11 protein-coding genes and 1 pseudogene are annotated in these 19,418 nt (G+C 66.9%); 7 read left to right on the forward strand and 5 right to left on the reverse strand.

Annotated features, from left to right (window positions below; translation table 11 throughout):
- The first annotated feature begins 25 nt into the window (after positions 1 to 25).
- The 3 genes and pseudogenes from GII31_RS07475 to GII31_RS22580 form a co-directional block, all read left to right on the forward strand.
- Positions 26 to 1,288: an acyl-CoA dehydrogenase family protein gene (locus tag GII31_RS07475; RefSeq protein WP_213248216.1), complete on the forward strand. Its 1,263-nt coding sequence runs from the start codon at positions 26 to 28 to the stop codon at positions 1,286 to 1,288.
- Between the two features lie 62 nt (positions 1,289 to 1,350).
- Complete coding sequence (locus GII31_RS07480) at positions 1,351 to 2,043, forward strand: vitamin K epoxide reductase family protein (RefSeq protein WP_213248225.1); 693 nt, start codon at positions 1,351 to 1,353, stop codon at positions 2,041 to 2,043.
- A 149-nt stretch (positions 2,044 to 2,192) separates the two neighbouring features.
- Positions 2,193 to 2,432, forward strand: a pseudogene (locus GII31_RS22580) (PIN domain-containing protein); the annotation flags it as partial.
- Positions 2,433 to 2,507: 75 nt separating this feature from the next.
- On the opposite strand, the gene GII31_RS07485 reads toward GII31_RS22580, so the two are convergent.
- The 4 genes from GII31_RS07485 to GII31_RS07500 all read right to left on the reverse strand — a co-directional run bounded on the left by GII31_RS07485 (position 2,508) and on the right by GII31_RS07500 (position 9,442).
- Positions 2,508 to 5,378, reverse strand: a complete 2,871-nt coding sequence (locus tag GII31_RS07485) for a molybdopterin-dependent oxidoreductase (protein ID WP_260840365.1) — start codon at positions 5,376 to 5,378, stop codon at positions 2,508 to 2,510.
- A gap of 150 nt (positions 5,379 to 5,528) precedes the next feature.
- Entirely contained in the window at positions 5,529 to 6,464 is a 936-nt protein-coding gene (locus tag GII31_RS07490) for an FAD binding domain-containing protein (protein ID WP_246222151.1), read from the reverse strand.
- A complete protein-coding gene (locus GII31_RS07495) occupies positions 6,464 to 7,834 on the reverse strand; it encodes an 8-oxoguanine deaminase (RefSeq protein ID WP_260840366.1) in 1,371 nt (456 codons plus the stop codon). Before GII31_RS07495 ends, GII31_RS07490 begins: the two co-directional genes overlap by 1 nt.
- A 153-nt stretch (positions 7,835 to 7,987) precedes the next feature.
- A complete protein-coding gene (locus GII31_RS07500) occupies positions 7,988 to 9,442 on the reverse strand; it encodes a short-chain fatty acyl-CoA regulator family protein (protein ID WP_260840367.1) in 1,455 nt (484 codons plus the stop codon).
- A gap of 119 nt (positions 9,443 to 9,561) precedes the next feature.
- Here GII31_RS07500 and prpD point away from each other — a divergent pair, with 119 nt between their 5' ends.
- From prpD to GII31_RS07520, 4 genes are all read left to right on the forward strand, one after another.
- On the forward strand, positions 9,562 to 11,073 hold the full coding sequence (prpD, locus tag GII31_RS07505) for a 2-methylcitrate dehydratase PrpD (RefSeq protein WP_213248232.1): 1,512 nt from the start codon (positions 9,562 to 9,564) through the stop codon (positions 11,071 to 11,073).
- A complete protein-coding gene (prpB, locus tag GII31_RS07510) occupies positions 11,073 to 11,984 on the forward strand; it encodes a methylisocitrate lyase (RefSeq protein WP_213248234.1) in 912 nt (303 codons plus the stop codon). Before prpD ends, prpB begins: the two co-directional genes overlap by 1 nt.
- A 32-nt stretch (positions 11,985 to 12,016) precedes the next feature.
- Positions 12,017 to 13,150 (forward strand): bifunctional 2-methylcitrate synthase/citrate synthase, encoded by a 1,134-nt coding sequence (locus GII31_RS07515; RefSeq protein ID WP_260840368.1) that lies wholly within the window; start codon positions 12,017 to 12,019, stop codon positions 13,148 to 13,150.
- A 145-nt stretch (positions 13,151 to 13,295) separates the two neighbouring features.
- Positions 13,296 to 16,685 carry a pyruvate carboxylase gene (locus GII31_RS07520; protein ID WP_213248238.1) on the forward strand — a complete coding sequence of 1,130 codons (3,390 nt, stop codon included), beginning with the start codon at positions 13,296 to 13,298 and terminating at the stop codon, positions 16,683 to 16,685.
- Between the two features lie 311 nt (positions 16,686 to 16,996).
- On the opposite strand, the gene metE is transcribed toward GII31_RS07520, so the two are convergent.
- A complete protein-coding gene (gene metE, locus GII31_RS07525; protein WP_260840369.1) occupies positions 16,997 to 19,273 on the reverse strand; it encodes a 5-methyltetrahydropteroyltriglutamate--homocysteine S-methyltransferase in 2,277 nt (758 codons plus the stop codon).
- Positions 19,274 to 19,418: the final 145 nt, after the last annotated feature.

Genomic DNA, 19,418 nt, shown 5'->3' on the forward strand with positions numbered 1-19,418 from the left:
AGTTTCAGTCGGTAAGGGAGTGCTCGTGTACGAATGGTCGGCAGAGGATTTGATGGTCCGGGACGCGCTGCGCGCGTTCATCGATAAGGAGATCCGTCCGAACTCCGACGAGCTCGAATCGGGGCAGCTGCCGCCGTACGACATTCTGCGCAAACTGCTCGCCACGTTCGGCGTGGACCAGATGGCCGAGGATGCGCTCGTCGCCGAGCTCGCGGCCGAGGAGGCGCGTGCGTCCGGAGAGGAGCCGGCCGACTCCGGTTCGGGCAAGGCATCCTCCGGCTCCGGGGGGATGAGCCAGTCGACGTACATCATGCTCAACTGCGAACTGTCCTCGGTCAGTCTCGGACTGGTGACCTCGCTGGGCGTGTCGACGGGACTCACGGTGGGCACCATCCGTAGCCGCGGCACCCTCGCGCAGAAGAAGCGTTGGCTGCCCGGCCTGGTATCCCTGGCCAAGATCGGGGCCTGGGCGATCACCGAACCCGATTCGGGATCGGATGCACTCGGTGGCATGAAGACGACGGTCCGCCGCGACGGCGACGACTACATCCTCAACGGGCAGAAGACGTTCATCACCAACGGTCCGTACGCGGACACCGCGGTTGTCTTCGCCAAACTCGATGACGGCTCGGGTACCCCTCAGCGTGAGCGGAAAGTCCTGGCCTTCGTCGTGGAGAAGGGGATGCCCGGGTTCACCCAGGGAGCACCGTTCAAGAAGATGGGCATCATGAGTTCGCCGACCGGGGAGTTCTTTTTCGATGGCGTCCGGCTCTCCCGCGATCACCTGCTCGGCGAGACCGAGAATCCGGGCGACGAGGGACAGGGTCGGCGAGGCTCGGGGGCCGTCAAGGCCGGTTTCACCGCGGAACGGATCGGGATCGCGTCGATGGCGCTCGGCGTCATCCAGGAGGCGCTGCGCCTGTCGGTCGACTACGCCAACTCCCGCACGCTGTGGGGCAAGGAGATCGGACAGTTCCAGCTCATTCAGCTCAAACTGGCCGAGATGGAGGTGGCGCGGATCAATGTGCAGAACATGCTGTTCAACGCCATGGAACGCACCAAGGCGGGCAAACCGCTGTCGTTGGCCGAGGCGTCGGCGATGAAGCTGTATTCCTCGCGCGCGGCCACCGACGTGGCGATGGAAGCGGTGCAGTTGTTCGGCGGCAACGGCTACATGGCCGAATACCGCGTCGAGCAACTCGCCCGCGACGCGAAGTCGCTGATGATCTACGCCGGCAGCAACGAGATTCAGGTCACACATGTGGCCAAAGGTCTGCTTGCTCGCTGACCAGGCCGCTGGGGCCGTCCGGCCCTGAGCTGCCTGCCGGGCGCGTGGATAGACTGGCCAGCATGACCGAAGTCGCCGACTCGTCCACGGTGGACGTGACTGATTCCGATTCGCACTCCACGGAAGGCGAGTCTCCGGGGTTCGATGTCGCCGCGCTGCGGGCCCAGGCCGAGGCGTCGTGGACGAGGATCGTGGCGTGGATGCTGACGATCGGCGGCGCGATCGGCCTGATCGCGGCATTCGATCTGAGCATCGAGAAGGTCGAGATGCTCAAGGACCCCACCTATAGCCCCTCGTGCAACTTCAACTCGTTGTTCAGTTGCGGTTCGGTGATGGAGACCAGCCAGGCGTCGGCGTTCGGGTTCCCCAACCCGTTCATCGGGGTCGCCGGGTTCGCGGTGTTCGTCACCGTCGGTGTGGGGCTGTTGTCGGGCGCGCGATACAACAGATGGTTCTGGGCGGGATTGCAGCTCGGCGCCACCTTCGCCGTCGGTTTCGTGCTCTGGCTGATCGACCAGAGCCTCTACGACATCGGCAAGCTGTGCCCGTGGTGCATGGTGGTGTGGTCGGTGACCATCCCGACGTTCATCTTCGTGACCGTCCGCAACGCCCATGCCTTCGGCCTGGTCGAGCGCTCGCGCGTGGCAGGCTTCCTGGCCCGCAACCACGGCGTGATCCTCGCGGTGTGGGTACTGACCGTCGTCGCGCTGATCGTCATCCGCTTCTGGGACGAATACTTCTCCACCCTCTACTGACGGTCTCAGCCGACCTTCCGGTACTTCTTGTGCATCGCCTGCTTTGATACACCAAGGAGTAGCCCGATCTCGGCCCACGACGGCAATCAGCGTGATCACCATCGGCGAACTGTACGCGGGAGTGTTGGCCGCGCAGGACACCACCACGCGCGCGGCGTCTGGGGACGCTCGACTTCGCCAATACTGCGGAGCCTCTTCCCATCACGGCCGAAGTGACCAGGTGCTGGGCGGAACTCCGCGTCAAGCTGGCTGAGTACAAGCGCCGGGCCAAGGTCAACGATCTGTGGATCGCGGCAGTAGCCCAGGCGAACGGAATGGCTGTGGTCACCCAGGATGACGATTTCGATCCGATCGAAGCAGCGGGCGGGCCGACAGTCATTCGGGTATAGCTCGCAGATTGATGACGCCTTGCTGTCACTTCCGGATTCGGGATTCTGGAACCGACAACATGGTTCGGGTGCTGGCTAGTCGCGCACGGATACGCGGGCCAGGTGCCAGATACGGTCGCGGGACATCGGGGTTTCGCAGGGGCGGATGCCGATGGCGCGACGGATCGCGTTGGCCAGGGCCGGGGCGACCGGGTTGAAGGGGGACTCGCTCATCGACTTGGCGCCGTACGGGCCGAGGTCATCGGAGGTATCGGCGAAGTACACCTCGGTGTCGGGGATGTCGGCCATCTGTGGCAGCCGGTAGGTACGCAGCACCGGGGTGAGTACTCCGCCCGCGCCGTCGAGCATGATCTCCTCGTAGAGTGCGCTGCCGATGGCCTGGGCAACGCCGCCCTCGACCTGGCCGAGGCATTGCTGCGGGTTCATCACGGTGCCGGCGTCGGCGGCGTGCACCGACTGCAGGATGACCACCCGGCCGGTATCGACGTCGACCGCGACTCGGAACGCCTGCACATTGAAGGCGATCGACCGGAAGTCTCCCGCCTCATGCCCGGAGGCAACGAGCGTCCGACCGTCCCGGAACCCGTCGTCGGCGCCGGCGATCAGGTCGGCGAACGACAGTCTGCCCTCGCCGACCGCCGCTCCGTCGGCATCGAGCGTCACCGTCGTCGGATCGGCCCCGGTCAGTCGCACCGTGGTCTCGACGAGGATCTCGCGCAGCCGCAGACACGCGGAGTACAGGGCCTTGCCCGCCACGGTGGTGCCCGCCGAGGCGAACGCGCCGGTGTCATAGACCGCGCCGTCGGTGTCGCCGTGGGTCAGGACGATACGGTCGAGGCCGGTGTTCAGGGTGGAGGCGGCGATCTGGGTGTGCACGGTGGTCGTGCCGTTGCCGAACTCGGCCGTGCCCACACCGATCCGGTACGTCCCGGAGGCGTCGACGGCGGCGGTGACCGTGGACAGGTGCCCGCGCGGTGCCATCGTGGCGATGGTGGCCACCGCCATCCCCTCGCCGACCCGCCACGACGGACCCTCGGGCGCGGTGACTCCGTTGCCGCGGGCCAGCGCCCGCTGCGCCAGGTCCAGGCACTGGTCGAGACCGTAACTGCCCCACACCAGGTCGTGTTCGGGTTCGGGCTCGGCGACCAGGAGCGGATCGCCGTCGGCGACCGCGTTGCGGCGGCGCAGCTCGAACGGGTCGATACCCAGCGTCAGCGCCAGTTCGTCCAGGGCGCTCTCGATTCCGAAGATCACCTGCCCGAGCCCATAGCCACGGAACGCGCCCGACGGAGGATTGTTGGTGTACACCACCTCGGCGTCGACCCGTTTGACCGGGCAGGTATACACCGACACCGACTCGGCGCACGAATGGAACATCACACCGATTGCGTGATTGCCGTAAGCGCCGGTATCGGAGAGTACATCCACCTTCATCGCGGTGAGCGTGCCGTCCGCGTCGGCACCCAGATCGACCGTGACCCGGAACGGATGCCGCCACGTGGTGCGGGTCATCTCGTCGGTGCGGGTCATCTCGTAGGCGCACGGCACTCCCGTGCGTAGAACAGCCAGCGCCACAAGATCTTCGGTGAGCAGTTCCTGCTTTCCGCCGAAACCGCCACCCACGCGGGCGCTGAACACCCGGATCTGCTCGGCCGGCATGTCGAACAGCAGGGCGAGTTCGTCGCGGACCAGGAACGGCACCTGGGTGCTGGTCCGGATGATCAGCCGCCCGTCGTCGTCGAGTCGGCCGATGCTACCGTGGGTCTCCAACTGTCCGTGGCTGACCCGCGCGGTGCTCCAGGTGCCCGACACGGTGGTGTGCGAGGCGGCGAGCGCCGCATCGGGGTCACCACCGAAACCCTCGTGGAACGAGGCGATCACATTTCGGTGAGCCTCGGCCACCCGATCATCGGGGGTGCGGTCGGGATGGATGAGCGGGGCGCCGGGGGCGCGGGCCGCCTCCGGATCGAACACCGCCGGCAACTGCTCGTAGGTGACGTCGATGGCGCGGCAGGCGGCCTCGGCGATCGCGGCCGAGGTGGCGACGACCGCCGCCACCCGCTGCCCGATGAACCGGACCACCGGGTCGAAGATCAGGGTGTCGTCCGGGTCGTCGGTGCGGAACTCATGACGCCCGGTGGAAAACCTCCTCGTGGAAACATTCTCGTGTGTGAACACGGCTATCACGCCGGCCATCGACCGGGCCGCGCGGGTGTCGATCGCGAGGATCCGGGCGTGTGCATGCGGTGAGGTGGCCACCCGGATGATGTGCACCGGTGCACCGAACGAATCCGGATCGACGTCGAACGTGTACGGCTCGGTGCCGGTGACGACGCGCCGGGCCGCGGGCGGATTGACCGACACGCCGATGGATCCCGGAGTCGGCGCCCGATCCCGCGACACCGGGACCCCCACGGGCGGGCACGGACGGGCCGTATCCCCGCTCGGCGCACCGTCACCGGCGGTGGGGCAGACCACATTCGGGGCGCACGCATAGCCGCACGAATCGGACTGTCCGGTGACGGCGGCGCTGATCGACGTCCGGATCGCCCGGTAGCCGGTACACCGGCAGAGATTGCCCTTCATCTTGCGGGGCAGGTTGTCGAGGTCGTTCGGGCCGAGGGTGGAGGCGGTGACGATCATTCCGGCGGTGCAGAACCCGCACTGGAAACCGAAGTTGTCGACGAATGCCCGCTGGACCGGATGCAGATCGTCGGGTGTGCCGAGACCGGAAACGGTTGTCACCGAACGTCCGTCGATACGTTGTGCGGGAAAGATGCACGAATGCACCGGGTTTCCGTCGACCAGTACCGAGCAGGCACCGCAGTCGCCGGCGTCGCAGCCCTTCTTCACCTCGTGGTGGCCGTTGTCGCGCAGGAACGTGCGCAGACACTGTCCGGGCGCAGGGTCGCCGTCGACGGGTTGATCGTTGACAGTGAATCTCATGGCAACGTGCACTTCGTGGTAGCTGATGTGCCGGTTGAGGTGCGAGCTTGCGAGCCTCGAAACCCCGTGGGATGACGTTGTCGTCTGACGAGGTTTCGAGGCTCATCGCCTGGCGGCTCTTCGCACCTCAACCGGCGAGGGGGGCCGCACTCAGTGCTGTTCATCGGCCAGCTCCGATCGGATCTGTTCGGCCAGAACGACGCAGACACCACGGCGCCAATCCGCCGAACCCAGGGGGTCGGTGTAGTAGCCGCCGACCGACTCGATGTCGCGGCGCAGGGTTTCGGCATCGGGGACGGTGGGGTAGCGCAGGATGGTGGGTCTCAACGTGGCAGCGGTGATACCGATGACACACTGTCCGGCCGCCACATTTCCCGTCGCTGCGCTCGCCCCGGTGACATCCCCCGTCGCTGCGCTCGCCCCGGTGACATCCCCCGTCGCTGCGCTCGCCCCGGTGACATCCCCCGTCGCTGCGCTCGCCCCGGTGCCGACGCGGCCGGTGACTACCGCGCCGGAGCGGCCGAGTTCGGCGAGCGCGATCTTGCGGAAGCCTGAACGCGCGCGGAGGGCATGGGCGGGAATGTCCATGGCACGCAACACCTCACCGGGGGCGAGGGTGTTGGTGCCCTGCCCGGTGACGAAGGTTTCCACGGGTTCGCGGCGGTCGGTGCCGTCGGGACACCAGATGTGCGCGACCGCGTCGAGACCGGCCATCAGTGAGACCATCGACGCGGCGGCGAACGACCGGCAGACGTTGCCGCCGACGGTGGCGACGTGCTGGATCTTGAACGAGGCGAGCAGGGCGTCGGCGCATTGGGCGAACAACCGTTGCGCGGGCCAGTGCGGTCGCGGCGGGAGTGCCGCCAGCGACGCGATGGTGGCGGTGGCGGCCACCCGCAGTCCGCCGCCGGGCAGATCCTCGAAAGCGGGCCAATCGATTCCGGAGATGTCCACGATCCCGGTCGAATCGATCTGCGGCTCGCTGAAAAACCAGGTGCCACCGGCCACGATGGTCTCGCCCGGGGCCAGACGCAGGTCCTCGCGGGTGCGGGCGCGGCGGTAGCCGGTGACGGTGTTCAGGTCCATCAGCGCCCCGCCTTCGTCAGGAGCCTGCGGTGTTCGGCTCGGGTCTGCTCGGCCACGGTCGGGGCGTCCACGGTCAGTATTCTCGCTCGGTCGATGACACGGCGCCCGTTGATCCATGAACCGCGGATCGGCGGCTGGGCGCCGAGGACCAGCGCGGCCACCGGATCGTCGATGTCGCTGTGCGCGATGGTTGTCAGGTCCCACAGCACCAGGTCGGCGAGTTTTCCGGGTTCGACCGAACCGATCTCGTCCTGCCTGCCGAGCACCCGCGCACCGCCGAGGGTGGCGAGTTCGATGGCGGTGCGGGTGGTCAGTGCCGTCGGTCCACCCATCGCCCGGGCCATCAACACGGCCTGGTGGGCCTCCTCCAGGAGCCGGCACGACTCGTTCGACGCGGCGCCGTCGACGCCGAGTCCCACCGGTACCCCGGCCGCCACCAGATCCCTGGTGCGGCAGATCCGGTTGCCCAGGCGGGCGTTGGAGGTGGGGCAGTGGGCGATGCCGGTGTCGGTGGCGGCGAGCCGGTCGATCTCGTTGTCGGAGAATTCGATTCCGTGGGCGAACCAGACATCCTCGCCCACCCAGCCGACCGACTCCATGTACTCGAGCGGGGTGGCGTTGAAATGTTCGGCGCAGTACGTGTTCTCGTCGGGGGATTCGTCCAGATGAGTGTGCATCCGAACCTTGAGCTGCCTGGCGAGTATCGCGGATTCGCGTAACAGGTCGGTGGTGACCGAGAACGGGGAACAGGGTGCGAGTGCGATGCGCAGCATCGACCCGGCCGCCGGATCGTGCCAGCGGGACACCGCGTCGGCGCCGGCGGCGAGGATCTCGTCGATCGTCTGCACCACCGAATCAGGTGGCAGACCACCATCTTTCGCCGACAGGTCCATCGACCCGCGCGTCGGGTGAAAGCGCATCCCGACCGTCCGCGCGGCGAGGATCTCCGCGGCCAGCAGGTCGCCGCCGTCCTTGGGAAAGACGTAGTGATGATCGGTCGTGGTGGTACATCCCGACAACGCGAGATGTGCGAGTCCGCCCATCGCCGCGACGTTGACGGCCTGCTCGTCGATCCCCGCCCACACCGGATACAGCGTGGTGAGCCACTCGAACAGCGTATGGTCGGCGGCCAGGCCGCGGGTGATCCACTGATACAGGTGGTGGTGGGTGTTCACCAGGCCCGGGGTGAGTACGCAGCCGGTGCCGTCGATGTGCGTCACGTCGTCGCCGAGCAGGGCGGGAATGTCCGCGCCGGTACCGACGGCGGCGATGGTGGTGCCGTCGATCAGTACCCAACCACTGCCCAGTTCTCGGCGCTCGGCGTCGACGGTGATGATCGCGCACCCGGCGATCAGGGTTCGGGTACTCACCCCACTCACGCTACGACGGGTGGGTTACGGGGACATTTCCGACGTGCGTACGGTGATCGGCGACGAGATCTGCGCGGGGCGCCGGCCGTTGGTCGAGATGCGGGCGTGTGAGCCTCGGGACCCGGTGCCGTAGAGGTGTCGGTGCCCGGGCTGTCACCCGATGTGTTCGGGGCGGTAGGGGATGGAATCGGAGATCCCGGCATCGACGTGGATCGGGCGGCCGAGCTGGGGGAAGGCGCGCTGTGGGCAGGCGGGGCGGTCACAGACCTTGCAGCCGGCGCCGATGGGGATGGTGGTGCGGGCGTCGGCCAGGTCGACACCGGTGGAGTAGATCAGTTTATGGGCGTGGGCGATGTCGCAGCCCAGACCGATCGCGAAACTCTTCCGTGAGGTCAGGTAGCCGATGCCTTCATCGGTGGTGCGGGCCAACCAGAAATAGGACCTCCCGTCCGGCATCTGTGAGGTCTGGGTGACGATGCGCCCCGGCGTGGTGAACGCATCGTGCACCACCCACAGAGGACAGTTTCCGCCGACCCTGGAGAAGTGAAAAGCGGTGGCGCTCTGGCGTTTGGAAATGTTTCCGGCCCGGTCGGTGCGGACGAAGATGAACGGGATGCCGCGGTTGGACGGGCGCTGCAACGTCGACAGCCGGTGGCAAACGGTCTCGAAGCCGACCTGAAAGCCGAGGCTCAGCAGTTCGATGTCGTAGTTGTTGGCCTCGGCCGCGCGCAGAAAGCGCTCGTACGGCAACACCAGCGCCCCGGCGAAATAATGGGCCAAACCGATTCGGGCAACAGGAACCGATGCGGGACTGAGATTTTCGGCATCGGCCAGAATGTCGTCGAAGACATCGGACTGGGTGAGGAAGGCCAGCTGGGTGGCCAGTTGGAACGCGCGCTGGCCCGCGGTGAGTCTGCCCGCGAGGTACACGGTGCCGGTGGTGGCGTCGAAGCGGCGTTTGGCGGTCGCACCGGCTGCCGCAGGATCGCCGGCGTGGGTGATCGAGACCCCGATGCCGAACTCGTCGGACAGGACTCGGGCGAGCTGCAGGTCCAGTCCGCCGATGGACAGTCCGTGGGTGTCGAAGATCTGCTCGGCGGCCACATCGAGGGTGTCGATGTAGTTCTTGTGGTCGTAGAAGAAGTCGCGTACCTCCTCGAACGGCATCGGGGTCCGCGGGCCGACCGAACCCTGGGCGGGGGTGTCCGACGGTGCGCCGGCGAATTCGGTGGAGAACGATTCCACCTCGGCGGTCAGTGCGGTGAACCGCCGGTGCAGCGCGACGAGGGTGCGGCCCACCGCGGGCATCCGCGACACCAACTCGGTGATCTCCGCGCGGGAGACATCACCGGATTCGGAGTGCGCGGCCAGCGCGTCCGACAGGTCGGCGACCAGGCGGGCGTCGGGGTCGGCGGCGAAGTAGTCGGGCCCCAGATCGAACTCGCGGGTGAGGGTGAGCAGTACCGGCACGGTGATGGGCCGCTGGTCGTTCTCCAACTGGTTGACATAGCTCGTGGACAGCTCGATCCGGCGGGCGAGGGCGGCCTGGGACAGCCCCCGTTCGTCACGAAGACGACGCAGACGCGCACCCACATACAGCTTGGCCATGAGGGCCAGCATAACCGGATCTTAGTCCGCAACATTCGCAAACTGATAGGCAAATATCCGCAAAAATACGCATTATCCAGGTCTTTCTATGGAACTTCGGTTGTGCGTACGGTGTGGACATGATCAATCACACCGTCACCTCGCATCGCAGTTCGGACGATTTTCCCAAGTCTGAACACCTCGCAAGCAAGATCGCGGCCATCGCCGTCGACCCCGTCGAGGTGCCCGCCGATACCGAGGCGATGATCATCAACCGCATCATCGACAACGCCGCGGTGAGCGCCGCGTCGGTGATCCGCCGGCCGGTCACCACCGCCCGTACGCAGGCCGTCGCGCACCCGGCCACGGCGGCCGGTGCGGGCGCGGGCGTGTTCGGTGTGGGTGGCACCTATTCACCGGAGTGGGCGGCCTACGCCAACGGCGTGGCCGTGCGTGAACTCGACTTCCACGACACCTTCCTGGCCGCGGAGTACTCCCACCCCGGGGACAACATCCCGGCGCTCGTCGCGGTCGGTCAGCACGTCGGCGCCTCGGGTGCCGACCTGATCCGCGGGCTGGCCACCGCCTACGAGGTGCAGATCGACCTGGTCAAGGGCATCTGCCTGCATGAGCACAAGATCGACCACGTCGCCCACCTCGGTCCGTCGGTCGCCGCCGGTCTGGGCACCATGCTGGGCCTGGATCAGGAGACGATCTACCAGGCCGTCGGCCAGGCACTGCACCTGACCACGGCCACCCGCCAGTCCCGCAAGGGCCTGATCTCCAGCTGGAAGGCCTACGCCCCGGCCTGGGCCGGCAAGGTCGCCGTCGAGGCCGTCGACCGTGCCATGCGCGGCGAAGGCGCCCCGTCGCCGATCTGGGAAGGCGAGGATGGTGTGATCGCGTGGCTGCTCAGCGGCCCCGACGCCCAGTACACGGTGCCGCTGCCGGGTCCGGGGGAGGCCAAGCGCGCCATCCTCGACAGCTACACCAAAGAGCACTCGGCCGAATACCAGAGCCAGGCCCCGATCGACCTCGCGCGCCGGATGCGGGAGAAGATCGCAGACTTCACCCAGATCGAGTCGATCGTGCTGCACACCAGTCACCACACCCACGTGGTGATAGGCACCGGTTCGGGCGATCCGCAGAAGTTCGATCCCGACGCCAGCCGCGAAACCCTCGACCACTCGGTGCCCTATATCTTTGCCGTCGCGCTGGAGGACGGCACCTGGGACTCGGAGAAGTCCTACGCCCCCGAGCGTGCCCACCGGGCCGAGACCGTCGAACTGTGGCACAAGATCTCCACCGTCGAAGACCCGGAGTGGACGCGCCGCTACCACTCGAACGACCCGGCCGAGAAGGCATTCGGCGCCAAGGCCGTGATCACCTTCAAGAACGGTGACGTGCTCACCGACGAACTGGCCGTCGCCGATGCACATCCGCTCGGTGCGCGCCCGTTCGCCCGCCCGCAGTACGTCGAGAAGTTCACAGGTCTTGCCGAAGGAGTCGTCGAATCCGACGAGCAGCGGCGTTTCCTGTCGTTCGTCACCGACCTGGCGGCCAAGCCGGCCGGCTCGCTCGGTGAGCTGAACATCGTTGTACCGCAGGCCTACCTGGACAAGGCACCCACGGTCGGCAAGGGGATCTTCTGATGTCGCTGTTCTCCTCGGGCGTCACCGATGCCGACAAGCGCAAGGCGCTACGTGACGGCCTGAACTCGGGTGAGCTGCAACGCTGGCCGGGAGCGTTCTCGCCGCTGGTGGCAAAGCTCATCGCCGATATCGGATTCGATGGCGTGTACGTGTCGGGAGCGGTGCTCGCCGCGGATCTGGGCCTGCCCGACATCGGGTTGACCACGCTCAGCGAGGTGACCGCTCGGGCCGGATCCATCGCCCGGGCAACCGATCTGCCGACCCTCGTCGATGCCGACACCGGGTTCGGCGAGCCGATGAGTGCCGCGCGCACCGTCGCCGCACTCGAGGACGCGGGTCTTGCGGGTTTGCACCTGGAGGATCAGGTCAACCCCAAACGTTGCGGCCACCTCGACGGCAAGGATGTGGTTCCCGCCGATGTGATGCTCAAACGTCTGCGGGCGGCGGTATCGGCGAAACGGGACCCGAACTTCGTGATCTGCGCACGTACCGACGCGCGCGGCATCGAGGGATTCGACGCGGCCGTCGACCGGGCCAAGGCCTACGCCGATGCCGGGGCCGACCTGATCTTCACCGAGGCGTTGACCGACCTCGGTGAGTTCGAGAAGTTCCGCAAAGCCGTGGATACTCCACTGCTGGCGAACATGACCGAGTTCGGTAAATCGGATCTGATCACCGCCGACCAGCTACGGGACGTGGGCTACAACGCGGTCATCTACCCGGTGACCACACTGCGGATCGCGATGGGCGCGGTTGAGGCCGGACTTCGCGAAATCCTCAGCGAGGGAACGCAGGCCGGATTGCTTGACGGGATGCAGCATCGCAGCAGACTGTACGAACTGCTGCGGTACGCGGAGTACAACGACTTCGATTCCGAACTGTTCAATTTCACGCTCGCCGACGGGGCTTAGCCGTCCAGTTCGTCAACCCAAGGAAACATCTCATGAGTGCACCTACCGCGGAACAACCCACCATCTACAAGGGCCTTGCCGGGGTGGTCGTCGACAAGACGGCCGTCTCCAAGGTTGTGCCCGAGACGAATTCGCTGACCTACCGTGGTTACGCGGTGCAGGATCTGGCGCAGCACTGCTCGTTCGAGCAGGTGGCCTACCTGCTGTGGCACGGGGAACTGCCCACTGACGTTCAGCTCGCCGACTTCAGCCAGAAGGAGCGGGCCAACCGTCGGCTCGACCGCACGGCTGCGTCGATCCTGTCGAAGATCCCCGACACCTGCCACCCGATGGACGTTGTGCGAACGGCGATCTCCTTCCTGGGTACTGAGGATTCCGCCGAGGACGACCCGAGCCCGTCGGCGAACCTGGCCAAGTCGCTGCGGATGCTGGCGGTGCTGCCGACCATCGTGGCCGCCGACATGCGCCGGCGGCGCGGGCTGGAGCCGATCGCCCCGCATCACGGGCTCGGCTACTCGGAGAACTTCCTGAACATGGTGTTCGGCGAGGTTCCCGATCCGGTGATCGTCAAGGCCTTCGAGAAGTCGATGGTCCTGTACGCCGAGCACAGCTTCAATGCCTCCACCTTCGCCGCGCGAGTGGTCACCTCGACGCAGTCGGACATCTACAGTGCGGTCACCGCAGCTATCGGTGCGCTCAAGGGCAGTCTGCACGGCGGCGCGAATGAGGCCGTCATGCACGACATGATCGATATCGACCGGCCAGAACGTGCACGGGAATGGCTGAGCGCCAAACTCGACAACAAGGACAAGGTGATGGGCTTCGGTCACCGCGTGTACAAGAACGGCGACTCGCGGGTGCCGACGATGCGCGCGGCGCTGGAGGACATTTCTGCTCACTTCGGTGAGGACAAGTGGCTGACGATCTATGCCGAGCTCGAGGACGAGATGGGCAAGCGTACCGGGATCAAGCCGAACCTGGATTTCCCGACCGGCCCCGCCTATTTCCTGATGGGCTTCGACATCCCGGCGTTCACGCCGATATTTGTGATGAGTCGGATCACGGGGTGGACCGCGCACATCATGGAGCAGGTGGCCTCCAACGCCCTGATCCGGCCGCTCAGTGCCTACGACGGTCAGGCGCAGCGGTCCCTCGCTGTGGGTTAGCTCACGGTATACTGACGTGGCAATCGGTCGTGCGTACCGTAAGCCGCGCAACGTCGGCCCGGTGGGTCTCGGGTTCTCACAACTTGACGAAAGCGGTTGTGAGGAATCGTTTCTCACGTCGTAATGACAATAAGAGAGTGTGCTCATGTTCGATAAGGTTTTGGTGGCCAACCGCGGTGAGATCGCGATCCGCGCACTGCGCGCGGGGTACGAGTTGGGGGCGCGAACCGTCGCGGTGTTCCCGTACGAGGACCGCAATTCGCTGCACCGCTTCAAGGCTGACGAGGCCTATCAGATCGGGATACCGGGCCATCCGGTGCGGGCCTATCTGTCGGTCGAGGAGATTGTCGCGACGGCCGTACGATCCGGCGCCGATGCCGTCTATCCCGGATACGGGTTCCTCTCGGAGAACCCCGGGCTGGCCGCGGCGTGCGCGGCGGCCGGCATCACGTTCATCGGCCCGCCCACCGAGGTACTGGAGCTGACCGGCAACAAGGCGACCGCCGTGGCCGCGGCCAAGGCGGCCGGACTGCCGGTGCTGTCGAGTTCGGAGCCCAGTGCCGACATCGAGCAGTTGCTGGCGGCCGCGGCCGACATGCGGTTCCCGGTGTTCGTCAAGGCCGTGGCCGGTGGTGGCGGACGCGGTATGCGTCGTGTCGAGACGATCGACGAACTCGCCGATGCCATCGCCGCCGCCTCGCGTGAGGCCGACACCGCCTTCGGTGATCCGACCGTGTTCCTGGAGCAGGCCGTGGTCAACCCACGGCACATCGAGGTACAGATCCTCGCCGACACCCACGGCAACGTCATCCACCTGTACGAGCGGGACTGCAGCATGCAGCGCCGCCATCAGAAGGTGGTCGAGCTGGCCCCGGCTCCTAACCTCGATCCCGAGATCCGGGACCGTATCTGCGCCGACGCCGTCGCGTTCGCCCGCCAGATCGGGTATTCGTGCGCCGGTACCGTCGAGTTCCTGCTCGATGAGCAGGGCCGGCACGTGTTCATCGAGATGAACCCGCGCATCCAGGTGGAGCACACGGTCACCGAGGAGATCACCGACGTCGACCTGGTGGGTGCACAGCTGCGCATCGCGTCGGGGGAGACCCTCGCCGAGCTGGGGCTGTCCCAGGAATCGATCAAGATCCGTGGCGCGGCGCTGCAGTGCCGCATCACCACGGAGAACCCGGCCGAGGGTTTCCGGCCCGACGTCGGCCGGATCACCACCTATCGTTCGCCGGGCGGGGCCGGTATCCGGCTCGACGGCGGCACCAACCTCGGCGCCGAGGTGGCCGGGCACTTCGACTCGATGCTGGTCAAGCTCACCTGTCGCGGGCGCGATTTCCCGACGGCGGTCTCACGTGCCCGGCGCGCGGTCACCGAGTTCCGCATCCGTGGCGTGGCCACCAACATCCCGTTCCTGCAGGCGGTGCTCGACGACGAGGACTTCCGGGCCGGCCGTGTCACCACGTCGTTCATCGACGATCGTCCGTGGCTGCAGATGTCGAAGGGATCGGCCGATCGCGGCACCAAGATCCTGTCGTACCTGGCCGACGTCACCGTGAACAAGCCCCACGGCGAACGTCCCACCAAGGTGTACCCGCGCGACAAGCTGCCCGCTGTCGACCACAATCTGCTGAGTTCACCGCCCGACGGCTCGCGGCAACGCCTCCTCGAGCTGGGGCCGGAAGGTTTCGCCGCGGACCTGTTGCGGAGCAAGCGGCTCGGGGTCACCGACACCACCTTCCGGGATGCCCACCAGTCGCTGCTGGCCACCCGCATCCGCACCTCCGGGCTGATCGCGGTGGCTCCCCACATCGCCGCACTCACCCCCGAACTGCTGTCCATCGAATGCTGGGGCGGCGCGACATACGATGTGGCACTGCGCTTCCTGAAGGAAGACCCGTGGGATCGGTTGGCGCAGTTGCGTGCCGCAATCCCCAATATCTGCCTGCAGATGCTGCTGCGCGGAGCCAACACCGTCGGCTACACCCCGTACCCCACCAAGGTGACGACCGCGTTCGTCGCCGAGGCCACCGGGGTGGGCATCGATATCTTCCGGATCTTCGACGCGCTCAACAACATCGAGCAGATGCGTCCGGCGATCGACGCGGTCCGCGAAACCGGCACCGCGGTCGCCGAGGTGGCGATGAGCTACACCGGCGACCTGGCGAACCCGGCTGAAGATCTGTACACGCTCGACTACTATCTGCGCTTGGCCGAGCAGATCGTCGACGCCGGTGCGCACATCATCGCCATCAAGGACATGGCCGGACTGCTTCGCGCACCTGCCGCCACCACCCTGGTGTCGGCGTTGCGCAAGGAATTCGATCTGCCGGTGCACGTGCACACCCACGACACCGCCGGCGGTCAGCTCGCCACCTACCTCGCCGCCTGGCAGGCCGGTGCCAGTGCCGTCGACGGTGCGAGCGCGGCCCTGGCCGGCACCACCAGCCAGCCCGCGTTGTCGGCGATCGTGGCGGCGGCCGCCCATACCGACCGCGATACCGGACTCGATCTGGGTGCGGTGTGCGACCTCGAACCGTACTGGGAGGCCGTGCGCAAGGTGTACGCGCCGTTCGAGTCGGGCCTGCCCGCGCCGACCGGCCGCGTCTACACCCACGAGATCCCTGGCGGCCAGCTGTCCAACCTGCGACAGCAGGCGATCGCACTCGGGCTGGGCAACCGGTTCGAGGCCGTCGAAGAGGCGTATGCGGCGGCCGACCGGATGCTGGGCCGCCTGATCAAGGTGACTCCGTCGTCCAAGGTGGTCGGTGACCTGGCGCTCGCGCTGGTGGGCCGGGGTATCACCGCCGGTGAGTTCGCCGCAGATCCGTCGGCCTACGACATCCCGGACTCGGTGATCGGCTTCCTGCGCGGGGAGCTCGGCGACCCGGCCGGTGGCTGGCCCGAGCCGCTGCGCACCGTCGCCCTCGAAGGCCGTGCCGACGCACCGTCGCCGCAAGAGTTGTCCGTCGAGGACTCGGCCGCGCTCGACGTGTCCGGCCGCGGCCGTCAGGAAACGCTCAACAGGCTGCTGTTCCCCGGCCCGACAAAGGAATTCGAGGACCACCAGGAACAGTTCGGTGACACCTCGACGCTGTCGGCGAACCAGTTCTTCTATGGTCTGCGTTACGGCGAGGAGCACCGCGTCGAACTTGAACCCGGTCACGAACTGATCATCGGTCTCGAAGCGGTCAGCGACGCGGACGAGAAGGGCATGCGCACTGTGATGTGTGTCCTCAACGGACAACTGCGGCCGGTCGCGGTCCGCGACAGGTCGGTCGATGCCGAGGTGACTTCGGCGGAGAAGGCCGACCGCTCAAACCCCAACCATATCGCGGCGCCATTTGCCGGCGTGGTGTCACTGTCAGTGGGTGTCGGTGATGTCGTGGCGGCAGGTGCCGCGATAGGCACCATCGAGGCGATGAAGATGGAGGCCACGATCACCTCTCCGGTTGAGGGGAAGGTGACCAGGGTGGCCATCGGTGAAGTCGCCCAGGTGGCGCCGGGGGACTTGCTGATCGTGCTCGGCTGAAACGCAGAGCGGCCGCGGCGCGGTCAGCATCAAAAGCGGACCGTCGGAGATCACATCAGGGTGTTGGGCCACCTGTGATCTCCGGCGGTCCGTTCTATCGTACGGTCCGTTCTATCGAGTTCGGTCTGTCAGGTCCGGCGTGCTCCGTCGGTGGCAGACCGCCGGGCCACGGTCTGAGCCACAAGACAGCGGTTCAGCGCAGCGGATGCTCGATATGCCACATCTCCGGCGGCTTTGGGAAATGACCACCCGCCACCACCCCGCTGACGCGATCGAGCGTCGGGGCGGTGGCGGGCGGTTCGTATCCGGCCTTACAAGGTGGCGCGGACCTGTTCGGTGGCCTCGACCAGGTTGGTCAGGGAGGCGACCACTTCGTCGGTGCCGCGGGTCTTGAGGCCGCAGTCGGGATTGACCCACAGACGGCGCGGATCAACGGCCTTCAAAGCGGCGGCGAGTGATTCGGCGATCTCGGCGGTGCCGGGAACACGCGGCGAGTGGATGTCGTAGACACCCGGACCGACGCCGTTGGCGAAGCCGACGGCGTTCAGATCGTCGAGCACCTCCATCTTCGACCGGGCCGCCTCGATCGAGGTGACGTCGGCGTCGAGGGCGGCGATCGCGCCGATGACCTCACCGAACTCGGAGTAGCACAGGTGGGTGTGAATCTGCGTCTGGTCGGCGACACCGGAGGTGGACAGCCGGAACGCTTTGACCGCCCAGGCCAGATAGGCCGGTTTGTCGGCGTCCCGCAGCGGGAGCAACTCACGCAGCGCCGGCTCGTCGACCTGGATGATGCCGACACCGGCCTTCTCCAGGTCGACGGTCTCGTCGCGGATGGCCAGCGCGATCTGGTTGGCCGAATCGGCCAGCGGCTGATCGTTGCGGACGAACGACCACGCCAGGATCGTCACCGGGCCGGTCAGCATGCCCTTGACGGGCTTTCCGGTCAGTGACTGTGCGTAGGTGATCCAGTCGACGGTCATCGCGTTCGGGCGGACGACATCGCCGAACAGGATCGGCGGGCGCACGCAGCGGGTGCCGTAGGACTGCACCCAGCCGTTCGCGGTGGCAAAGAATCCGTCGAGTTGCTCGGCGAAGTACTGCACCATGTCGTTGCGCTCGGGCTCCCCGTGCACCAGTACGTCCAGACCGATCTTCTCCTGCAGCGCAATCACTTCGGCGATCTCGGCGCGCATCTTCTCCACGTACGCCGCGTCGTCGATATCGCCCTTGCGGAGCGCGGCACGGGCCACGCGGATCGCCGAGGTCTGCGGGTAGGAGCCGATCGTGGTGGTCGGCAGTGCCGGCAGCCCCAGCTTCTCCTGCTGGCGGTCCAGGCGTGCGGACGCCTCGCCGCGGGTCACGTCGGCGTCGGTGACGGCTGCCAGCCGCGTCCGTACGGTCTCCACGCGCAGACGTGGATCGGTGGCGCGGGTCGCCAGGGCGGCACTGCTCGCCTCGAACGCCGCAGCCTGCGATTCACGGCCGTCGCGCAGTGCGTGCGACAACGTCGCGACCTCGGTGTACTTCTCGGCGGCGAACGCCAGCCAGCCGCGCAGATTGTCATCGAGTGCGGTCTCCGGCTCCAAGCTGTACGGCACGTGCAGCGTCGAGCAGGATGTGGACACCGCCAGCGAGCCGGTAGACCCGAGCAGGGTGCCCAGGGTGCCCAGTGCCTTGTCGAGATCGGTCCGCCAGATGTTGCGGCCGTCGACCACGCCCGCGACGACCAGCTTGTTCGCCAGCTCGGGCACGGCCGCCACGGCGGCGACGTCGCCCTCGACAAGGTCGACGGCGATGCCCTCGACGTCGGTGCGGGCCAGAGCGCCGAGCGCGGCACCGGGATCACCGAAGTAGGTGGCGACCAGCAGCGCGGGGCGGCGGGTGACCGCGGACAAGCGTCCGTACACGGCCTCGGCCAGCTCGGGCAGGCCGTTGACGGCATCGGTGACCAGCGACGGCTCGTCGAACTGCACCCAGTCCGCACCCGCGTCGACGAGACGGTCGAGCAGTTCGAAGTAGGCGGGCAGCACGTCGTCGATGCGGGTGATCGGTGCGGCCGCACCGTCGACGGCCTTGGCCAGCGTCAGGAAGGTGATGGGACCGACGACGACGGGGCGTGCGGTGATGCCGAGGCCGTGGGCCTGGGCGACCTCGGCGAGGATCTTCTCCGGCTTGAGCGTGAACGTGGTGTCCGGGCCGATCTCGGGAACCAGGTAGTGGTAGTTGGTGTCGAACCACTTGGTCATCTCCAGAGGGGTGACCTCGGCGTTGCCGCGGGCGGCGGCGAAGTAGCGGTCCAGCGGATCGGCGATGCCGGAGACCCTGGCGGGCAGGGCGTCGAGCATGACCGCGGTGTCGAGGACCTGGTCGTAGTACGAGAAGGTGTTGACCGGGATGGAATCGAATCCGGCTGCCGCGAGCTGGGTCCAGGTGTCGCGGCGCAGGCTGGCAGCCGTCTCGGCCAGATCGGCTGCGGACACGCGGCCCGCCCAGTATCCTTCAATGGCACGCTTGAGTTCGCGGTTCGGCCCCACCCGCGGGGTGCCGAGCACTGTGGTGGTAAACGGCCGGTTGTTGATCGACATGAGTAATGTTCTCCTGCAATGCAAGTGGATGACCACCGCCCTTGCGGAGAGAAGTCGCGAGCCCCGTCGGCACGGCCCTGAGAGGGCACGCCGAAACGCCTGTCGACCACTCGCCCGAGTCCACGAGGCGGTGAGTCGCCGGACG

It is taken from the genome of Gordonia pseudamarae, assembly GCF_025273675.1.
In the GTDB taxonomy this organism is placed as follows: Bacteria; Actinomycetota; Actinomycetes; order Mycobacteriales; family Mycobacteriaceae; genus Gordonia; species Gordonia pseudamarae.

Coding starts and splice junctions, on each gene's coding strand:
- GII31_RS07480 (WP_213248225.1), top strand. CDS start 1,351: ATGACCGAAGTCGCCGACTCGTCCACGGTGGACGTGACTGATTCCGAT.
- GII31_RS07485 (WP_260840365.1), bottom strand. CDS start 5,378: ATGAGATTCACTGTCAACGATCAACCCGTCGACGGCGACCCTGCGCCC.
- GII31_RS07490 (WP_246222151.1), bottom strand. CDS start 6,464: ATGGACCTGAACACCGTCACCGGCTACCGCCGCGCCCGCACCCGCGAG.
- GII31_RS07500 (WP_260840367.1), bottom strand. CDS start 9,442: ATGGCCAAGCTGTATGTGGGTGCGCGTCTGCGTCGTCTTCGTGACGAA.
- prpD (WP_213248232.1), top strand. CDS start 9,562: ATGATCAATCACACCGTCACCTCGCATCGCAGTTCGGACGATTTTCCC.
- prpB (WP_213248234.1), top strand. CDS start 11,073: ATGTCGCTGTTCTCCTCGGGCGTCACCGATGCCGACAAGCGCAAGGCG.
- GII31_RS07515 (WP_260840368.1), top strand. CDS start 12,017: ATGAGTGCACCTACCGCGGAACAACCCACCATCTACAAGGGCCTTGCC.
- GII31_RS07520 (WP_213248238.1), top strand. CDS start 13,296: ATGTTCGATAAGGTTTTGGTGGCCAACCGCGGTGAGATCGCGATCCGC.
- metE (WP_260840369.1), bottom strand. CDS start 19,273: ATGTCGATCAACAACCGGCCGTTTACCACCACAGTGCTCGGCACCCCG.